This window comes from Streptomyces sp. Q2, from assembly GCF_056820935.1.
On record NZ_JBXEJE010000030.1, the window covers coordinates 1 to 8332 of the forward strand.

The 8332-nt window shown below is 70.2% G+C and carries 7 protein-coding genes and 1 pseudogene; all 8 read left to right on the forward strand.

The features are described 5' to 3' along the window. Positions 1–1419 (forward strand): annotated as a pseudogene (locus tag ACWBNA_RS30615) (nitrate- and nitrite sensing domain-containing protein); the annotation flags it as partial. Between the two features lie 9 nt (positions 1420–1428). Further along, positions 1429–1842 (forward strand): roadblock/LC7 domain-containing protein, encoded by a 414-nt coding sequence (locus tag ACWBNA_RS30620; protein WP_030611534.1) that lies wholly within the window; start codon positions 1429–1431, stop codon positions 1840–1842. 111 nt (positions 1843–1953) lie between these two features. Continuing rightward, the gene (locus tag ACWBNA_RS30625) at positions 1954–2349 is read left to right on the forward strand and encodes a DUF742 domain-containing protein (RefSeq protein WP_030045307.1); all 396 of its coding nucleotides are present in this window, start codon (positions 1954–1956) and stop codon (positions 2347–2349) included. Continuing rightward, the gene (locus ACWBNA_RS30630; protein ID WP_046258886.1) at positions 2330–2905 is read left to right on the forward strand and encodes a GTP-binding protein; all 576 of its coding nucleotides are present in this window, start codon (positions 2330–2332) and stop codon (positions 2903–2905) included. Before ACWBNA_RS30625 ends, ACWBNA_RS30630 begins: the two co-directional genes overlap by 20 nt. A gap of 377 nt (positions 2906–3282) precedes the next feature. Next, positions 3283–6552, forward strand: a complete 3270-nt coding sequence (locus tag ACWBNA_RS30635) for a nitrate- and nitrite sensing domain-containing protein (RefSeq protein WP_482707762.1) — start codon at positions 3283–3285, stop codon at positions 6550–6552. 10 nt (positions 6553–6562) lie between these two features. Further along, positions 6563–6976 carry a roadblock/LC7 domain-containing protein gene (locus tag ACWBNA_RS30640; protein ID WP_033321188.1) on the forward strand — a complete coding sequence of 138 codons (414 nt, stop codon included), beginning with the start codon at positions 6563–6565 and terminating at the stop codon, positions 6974–6976. Positions 6977–7070: 94 nt separating this feature from the next. Then, a complete protein-coding gene (locus ACWBNA_RS30645; protein WP_482707763.1) occupies positions 7071–7655 on the forward strand; it encodes a DUF742 domain-containing protein in 585 nt (194 codons plus the stop codon). Beyond that, positions 7636–8217 (forward strand): GTP-binding protein, encoded by a 582-nt coding sequence (locus ACWBNA_RS30650; protein WP_026248371.1) that lies wholly within the window; start codon positions 7636–7638, stop codon positions 8215–8217. The genes ACWBNA_RS30645 and ACWBNA_RS30650 overlap by 20 nt, the downstream gene beginning before the upstream one ends. Positions 8218–8332 lie beyond the last annotated feature (115 nt).

Here is an 8332-nt window from a genome sequence, read left to right on the forward strand (position 1 = left end):
GCCGGTGCGCCCACGGGCGGCCGGCTCAACGCCGGTCAGGGACCGCGCGCCGCGCTGCCCGGGCGTGACAGTGGCGGTCGTCCCGGTGGGGCGCCGGGCGGAGCACGCGGACCTCAGGGTCCGGGTACGCCGCCGCAGGGCCGCCCCGCTCCGGCCGGTGCCGGTTTCGGCGGTCAGGCGCCGGGCGCCCCGCAGGGCCTGCAGGCCGCGGGCACCAACGCCTCGCAGGGCCAGGACGCCTTCGGGGGCAGCCGTGTCCCCGTACCGCCGCAGTCGCCGCCGTCCCAGCAGCCGTCGAGCCCGGGCAACGAGCAGGGCCAGGGCCAGGGCCGGCGTCGTCGGCCGCAGCTGCCGGGCCGTGGCGGTCCGCGGGCCGAGCTGCCCGGTGGCGACAACCAGCAGCCCCGCGTGCCCAGCTGGAGCGACGAGAACGCCCAGCCGTCGGTCCCGCGGGCCTCGCTCGACACCCCGCGCGGCCATGACGAGCAGGACTCCTCGCAGACCTCCCGGATGCCGCGGCTCGACGACCGGCAGGGCCCGGGCGCGACCGCGGAGATGCCGGCGATCCCGCGCGGCGAGGGCCGTCAGGGCCCCGGCGCACCGGCCTCCGGCGGGAACGGCGGGCCTCAGGACACGGGCCAGTTCCCCCGCCCCGGCACGAACGGTGTGCAGAACTCGGGCCACTTCGTCCGCCCTGACGTCTTCGGCACCCAGGCCCCGCCGAACATGCCGTCGGCGTCGTCGAACCCGTCGGCCACCGGCCAGTTCCCGGTGCCGCAGACCTACGACAGCGGCTCCACCGGCCAGTTCCCCGCGTCGGGCTACGACAACGGCTCGACCGGCCAGTACGAGCGCCCGCAGCCGAACGGCACGCAGGGCGGCGCCGACTTCGGCGCTCCCCGTCCGCCGGTCCCGCAGCGTCCGCAGCAGCGGCCCGGCCGTCAGGAGCCCGAGGCGTTGCCGCCGGCGGGTCCCGGTGACGGCCGTACGCCGCTGTACGACACGCTCGAGACCAACTGGTTCCACGGGCAGCAGAACGGGCAGCAGGGCAACGGCCCCGCTCCCACCCCGGCGGCCCCGCAGCAGCAGCCGCAGGCTCCCGCCGCCCCTCAACGTCCCGTAGCCAGCTCCTGGCGCAGCTCTCCGAACGACGATCTCGTCCGGCAGGCAGAGCGCGTACGGCAGCCGGCCGCGGGCGGCGTCACCACCTCCGGGCTGCCGCGCCGGGTGCCCCGGGCGAACCTCGTTCCGGGCACGGCGCAGCAGCAACAGCACCAAACCGGTCCGCAGGTCTCGCGTGCGCCTGACGACGTACGCGGCCGGCTGACCAATCTCCGTCGGGGCATTGCGCAAGGTCGACAGGCCGGTACCGGCCAGACCGGAAGCTTCCCGAGCCCCACTCACCAGCAGGAGCGTTAGTTGAGTCCGATGAGCCAGGCGGCACAGAACCTGAACTGGTTGATCACCAACTTCGTGGACAACACCCCAGGGGTGTCCCACACCGTCGTCGTGTCCGCCGACGGCCTCCTTCTGGCAATGTCCGAAGGTTTTCCGCGCGACCGCGCCGACCAGTTGGCCGCAGTCGCCTCCGGTCTGACGTCCTTGACGGCCGGGGCCTCCCGGATCTTCGAGGGCGGCAGCGTGGCACAGACGGTCGTCGAGATGGAACGGGGATTTCTCTTCCTGATGTCCGTCTCGGACGGCTCGTCACTGGCCGTTCTCGCCCACCCCGACTGCGACATCGGCCTCGTCGGCTACGAGATGGCGCTCCTGGTCGACCGCGCGGGCGCGGTGCTCACGCCCGACCTGCGCGCCGAACTCCAAGGCAGTCTGCTCCACTGACCGTCACAGGATCCACCCGCCTCACCAAATCACCGTCCGGCCGCCACAATCCCCCCACCGGCCCCTGTCCGACGGCTAGCTGACCGACTTGCTGTCCCGCCCGGAGGATTCATGACCCCGCCCACCGCCTCTCATGATCCGTACGCGGAGCCGTACGAGGATGAGGGCGACCAGCCGCTGGTACGTCCGTACGCGATGACCGGCGGCCGGACCCGGCCGCGCTACCAGCTCGCCATCGAGGCCCTGATCAGCACCACGGCCGACCCGGCGGCGCTCATGGGACTGCTCCCGGAGCACCAGCGGATCTGCCACCTGTGCCGCGAGGTCAAGTCGGTCGCCGAGGTCTCGGCGCTCCTGGCCATGCCGTTGGGCGTGGCCCGCATTCTCGTCGCGGACCTCGCGGAGGCCGGGCTCGTCGCCATTCATCAGCCGGGTGGCGACGACAGCACCGGCGCTCCGGACGTGACACTGCTCGAAAGGGTGCTCAGTGGACTTCGCAAGCTCTGACGGAGGCCGGGCGACCACCTCCGCGAAGATCGTGGTGGCGGGTGGCTTCGGCGTGGGCAAGACCACGTTCGTCGGCGCCGTCTCCGAGATCAACCCGCTGCGCACCGAGGCCGTGATGACGTCCGCGAGCGCGGGCATCGACGACCTCACCCACACCGGAGGCAAGACCACCACCACGGTGGCCATGGACTTCGGCCGCATCACGCTGGACCAGGACCTGATCCTGTACCTGTTCGGTACGCCGGGCCAGGACCGCTTCTGGTTCATGTGGGACGACCTGGTGCGCGGCGCGATCGGCGCGATCGTTCTGGTCGACACCCGCCGCCTTGCCGACTGCTTCCCCGCGGTCGACTACTTCGAGAACAGCGGCCTGCCCTTCGTCGTCGCGCTGAACGGCTTCGAGGGGCACCAGCCATATGCTCCCGAGGAGGTGCGCGAGGCGCTCCAGATCGGTCCGGACACCCCGATCATCACGACGGACGCCCGACATCGTTCCGATGCGAAGAGTGCGCTGATCACGCTGGTGGAGCACGCTCTGATGGCACGGTTGCGCTAGCACGAAATCGGCAGTGTCGTACGGAAGTTGTCGTAGAACCTCCGGAGCCGGCTGTGTCTTTTGACACGGTCGGCCCCGGTGTTCATAACGTTTCGGCAGAGGAATCGGGTGGTACGGCCACTCGTCGCGGTCAGGCGGTGTCGCTGCGCGCACAAAGGCCCCGTCTTTTGACGGGGCTCGTTCTTTATGACCGTTTTATCTGGGGCTTACATCACTCCGGATCCCCGGCCTCCACTGTTTGGAACTGCGCAGGGCCACGTGCTGGAATGCCTGAACTGCCCAATAGTCAAAGACGTACTCCCCAGTCGATGGCACAACGGGCTCTGAGACACAGCGGCACAACGTTAGGTGCCGACCGCCGGAAGGTTGTTGGTCGAGTGAGGCGAAGCAAGAACGGTCCCGAGCCGTCGGCCCGGGGCAACTTCACCCCGCCGCCGCGCGGAGCGGCGTCCGCCCATGTGCCAGGTTCGGAGCCGACGGCCGCGCCAGCTTCCAGCGGCGGCCGCTTCTCCCCGCGCAACTGGCGGGTGCCGACCCGGCTGAACGCGATCCTGCTCATACCCGTGGTGGTCGGCCTCGTCATGGGCGGCTTCCAGGTGAAGAGCTCGATCGACACCTGGCAGGAGGCCGAGGACGCGGAGAACACCGCGCGTCTGGTGCGGGCCGCGCTGGCCTACGGCAACGAACTGCTCGTCGAGCGCGACGTGACCGCCGCGCCCCTGCTGCAGGGCAAGGGCGAGAAGGACAAGACGGTCGTCCAGGCCCGCGCGAACACCGACCGGGCCGCCGACGCCTTCGACGAGGCCGTCCAGAGCATGCCGGACCGGCCCAACCTGGTGCGGCGTCTTGAGCGCTTCCGCGAGGTGGAGCCGAAGCTGACCCAGCTTCGCAAGGCCGCCTATACCGACCAGCTCTCCGGCGTGCAGACGGAAGAGGGCTACGTCGACACCGAGCACCGGCTGCTGGAGTTCGCCAACGAGCTCGGCCTGGGTACCGGCAACATCACCAGCTACGGCCGTACGGTCTACGCCATCTCCCTGACCAAGGGCGCGCTCTCCCTGGACCGCTCCATCGGCATGCACATGCTGATCAAGCCCGGTCCCAAGACCGCGGACCTGGCCAAGCAGCGGGTCGCCCTCACCTCGTACGCGTACCTGGAGGGCATCGCCATCCAGGAGTACACGAGCGGCGGCACCGAAGGGGACATCACCAAGCTCACGACGGCCGAGACCCAGATCAAGGCCGACGGCGCGAAGATGGCCGCGGAGGCCAAGGCCAAGGACCCGGACTACGTTCCGCCGCCGTCCAACCCCACCACCATGGTCACGAAGCTCGCCTCGCTGTCCTCCACGGACACGAGCGAGCGTGCCGCCCTGGCCCAGGAGGGCATCACCGCGGAGAACTGGTGGGCGGTCACCACGCTCAAGTTCAACGCGTACAACGCCATCGAGAAGGACCTTGCCGACACCGCGGTGAGCGAGGCCTCCGACATCGCCGACAGCGCCAAGCGTGACGCGCTCATCACCGGTGCCGCCGTCGTGGTCGCCCTGCTCGCCGCGTTCATCCTGGCCGGCATGGTGGCCCGCCAGATGAGCCGTGCGATGCGCCAGCTGCGCAACGCCGCCTTCGGCATCGCCGAGCAGCGCCTGCCGATGCTGGTCGACCAGCTCTCGCGCACCGACCCCGGCCGCGTCGACACCCGTGTGCAGCCGATCCCGATCACCACCCGGGACGAGATCGGCGAGGTCGCCCGGGCCTTCGACCAGGTCCACCGCGAGGCCGTCCGGCTCGCCGCCGAGCAGGCCCTGCTGCGGGGCAACATCAACGCGATCTTCACCAACCTCTCGCGCCGCAACCAGTCGCTGATCGAGGGCCAGCTGACCCTGATCACGGACCTGGAGAACAACGAGGCCGACCCGGACCAGCTGGAGAACCTCTTCAAGCTGGACCACCTGGCCACCCGTATGCGCCGCAACGGCGAGAACCTCCTGGTCCTCGCCGGCGAGGAGCCCGGCCGCCGCTGGGACCAGCCGGTCCCGCTGGTCGACGTGCTGCGCGCCGCCTCCTCCGAGGTGGAGCAGTACGAGCGCATCGAGCTGTCCGGCGTCCCGGAGGCCGAGATCCACGGCCGCGCGGTCACCGACCTCGTGCACCTGCTCGCCGAGCTGCTGGAGAACGCCACCACGTTCTCCTCGCCGCAGACCAAGGTCCGCGTCACCGCGACCCGGCTGCCCGACGGCCGCATCATGATCGAGATCCACGACAAGGGCATCGGCCTCACCGCCGAGGACTTCGCGGACATCAACCACAAGCTGGCCAACCCGCCGACCGTGGATGCCGCGATCTCCCAGCGCATGGGCCTGTTCGTGGTCGGCCGGCTGTCCGACCGCCACGGCATCCGCGTCCAGCTGCGCCCCTCCGGCGAGCAGGCCGGCACGACCTCGCTGGTCATGCTGCCCGACGCGATCACGCACGGCGGCAGCGGCGGCGAGCAGCAGCGCGACGAGTTCACGGTCTCGCAGATCATCCCGGAGCAGCAGAACTTCCAGGGCGAGAACTTCAACAACGGCCTGCCCATGCGCACGGCCGCGGAGCTGGGCTTCGACGACAGCCGCTACACCGAGGTCCCGGACGACATCCGGGAGCTGGACCCGGTGGGCCGCTCGCTGATGCGCGAGGAGCGCCGCGCGGCCCTGGAGTCCCAGGGTCCCCACGGCCAGCCGTCCGACCAGCAGTCCCCCGACTCCACCGGGTACGTCGAGGCCTTCGACGGCCCGGGCGGCTACCAGGAGCCGCAGCAGGCGTCGTACGACCGCCAGACGGCCTACGAGGAGCCGCGGCAGCCCTCCTACGAGGAGCAGCAGCAGACGGCTTACGAGGACCCGCAGCGGACCGCGTACGAGGACCCGCAGCGACCGTCGTACGACGAGGGGTACTACGCGCCGAACGGCGGCCTGCCGCTGAACGACGGCTTCTCCTCCAACGGCGGCTACCCGGAGCCGGCCTATCCGGAGCCGGTCCGCGAGGAGCCCGCGCGGGCCCATGCCGCCGCCCCGGAGACGTTCTCGGGCTTCGAAGAGCCGTCCTACCAGGACGACTGGCCGCAGCAGGACGGCTACCGCAACGGATACCAGGACCAGTACGCTCCGCAAGCGGAGTCCGTGCAGGCCGCTGACGTGAGTGAGCTGGACCGCGTAGGCTTCGAACGACCGGGACCGACCTCCTCCTCCAGCCACGACCTGACCGACGCCGGTCTCCCGCGCCGCGGATCAACCCCGAGCGGCGCGAACGGCTCGGGCGGCGCGCGGCACGTGAACCAGGAGCCGTCGGCCCCCGCCGAAAGCAACGGCGACCCCGACTGGCGTTCGGCGAACGACGCGCGCTGGCAGCAGGCCTCGCAGCTCCGCAAGCCCAAGGCGGGCGGGGTCACCTCCTCCGGTCTGCCGCGGCGGGTGCCCAAGGCCAACCTGGTCGAGGGAGCCGCCGAGACCACCCCCCAGGGAGGCCCACAGGTCTCCCGCGCTCCCGAGGACGTCCGGGGCAGGTTGAGCAACCTGCGTCGCGGTGTCGAGCGGGGCCGCAGCGCAGGAAGCGAAACGAACGGTCAGGGCTTCGGTTCTGACAGCACCTACAACCAGGAGCGTTAGTGTGAGCCCGATGAGCCAGGCGGCGCAGAACCTGAACTGGTTGATCACCAACTTCGTGGACAACACCCCCGGGGTGTCCCACACCGTGGTGGTCTCCGCCGACGGACTCCTTCTGGCGATGTCCGAAGGCTTTCCGCGCGACCGTGCCGACCAGCTCGCGGCCGTCGCCTCCGGTCTGACGTCTCTGACGGCAGGCGCCTCCCGTATCTTCGAGGGCGGCAGCGTGAACCAGACGGTTGTGGAGATGGAACGGGGATTCCTCTTCATCATGTCCATCTCCGACGGTTCGTCGCTCGCGGTTCTCGCACATCCGGAGGCGGACATCGGCCTCGTCGGATACGAGATGGCGCTCCTGGTGGACCGCGCCGGTACGGTCCTGACACCCGATCTGCGTGCGGAGCTCCAAGGGAGCCTGCTCAACTAACAGACACACGGTGCGTTTTGGCGTCCCGAGGCCATAAGGTTTCGGGACGCGGCTCCACAGTGATGGGTGCCAGGCAGTCGGAGGAGGAGAGAAAGTGGCAACACCCCCAGGCGGTTCACCTTCGGGTAACTGGTCGTACGGCCCTGGCCAGGGCCAGGGCGACGGTTCCCAGAACCCCAACCGTTACAACTTCCCCTCCGCTCCGAGCCAGCGGCGTCAGCAGCCGTACGCGCCCCAGGGCCCCGGCCCCTCGCCGTACGACCAGCCGCCGGCGCCGCGCATCCAGCCCGTGCAGCCGCAGCGACGTGCCCCTGAGCCCGCGCCCGCCGGGGCGGCGAACAACCCCCTGGTGCGCCCCTACGCCATGACGGGCGGCCGCACCAGGCCGCGGTACCAGCTCGCCATCGAGGCGCTGGTGCACACCACCGCGGCTCCGCACCAGATGCAGGGGCAACTGCCCGAGCATCAGCGGATCTGCAACCTCTGCCGGGAGATCAAGTCGGTGGCCGAGATCTCGGCCCTCCTGACGATCCCTCTCGGCGTGGCCAGGATCCTCGTCGCCGACTTGGCGGAGGCGGGCCTGGTCGCCATCCATCAGCCCGGCGGCGACGAGAACGCCGGCGGCCAGCCAGACGTGACACTGCTCGAAAGGGTGCTCAGTGGACTTCGCAAGCTCTAGCGGAGGGCCTTCCCGCTCCACCACGTCCGCGAAGATCGTGGTGGCTGGCGGCTTCGGCGTGGGCAAGACCACGTTCGTCGGCGCCGTCTCGGAGATCAACCCGCTGCGCACCGAGGCCGTGATGACGTCAGCTTCGGCGGGCATCGACGACCTCACCCACACCGGAGACAAGACCACGACCACCGTGGCCATGGACTTCGGCCGTATCACCCTCGACCAGGACCTGATCCTGTACCTCTTCGGTACGCCCGGCCAGGACCGCTTCTGGTTCATGTGGGACGACCTGGTGCGCGGCGCGATCGGAGCGATCGTCCTGGTCGACACCCGCCGCCTCGCCGACTGCTTCCCCGCGGTCGACTACTTCGAGAACAGCGGCCTGCCCTTCGTGATCGCCCTCAACGGCTTCGACGGCAACCAGCCGTACAACCCGGACGAGGTTCGCGAGGCTCTGCAGATCGGCCCCGACACCCCGATCATCACGACGGACGCCCGTCATCGCGCTGACGCGAAGAGTGCGCTCATCACGCTCGTCGAGCATGCGTTGATGGCACGGTTGCGGTAGCCGTTCGTGCGGCCACTGGGCTGCCTCGGATGGTGATGAGCCGTCTGCGGGCAGTCAGTGGCCGGTCGCGCGGTTCCCCGCGCCCCTGGGTATGCGGAAGGGGGCCCCACAAGGT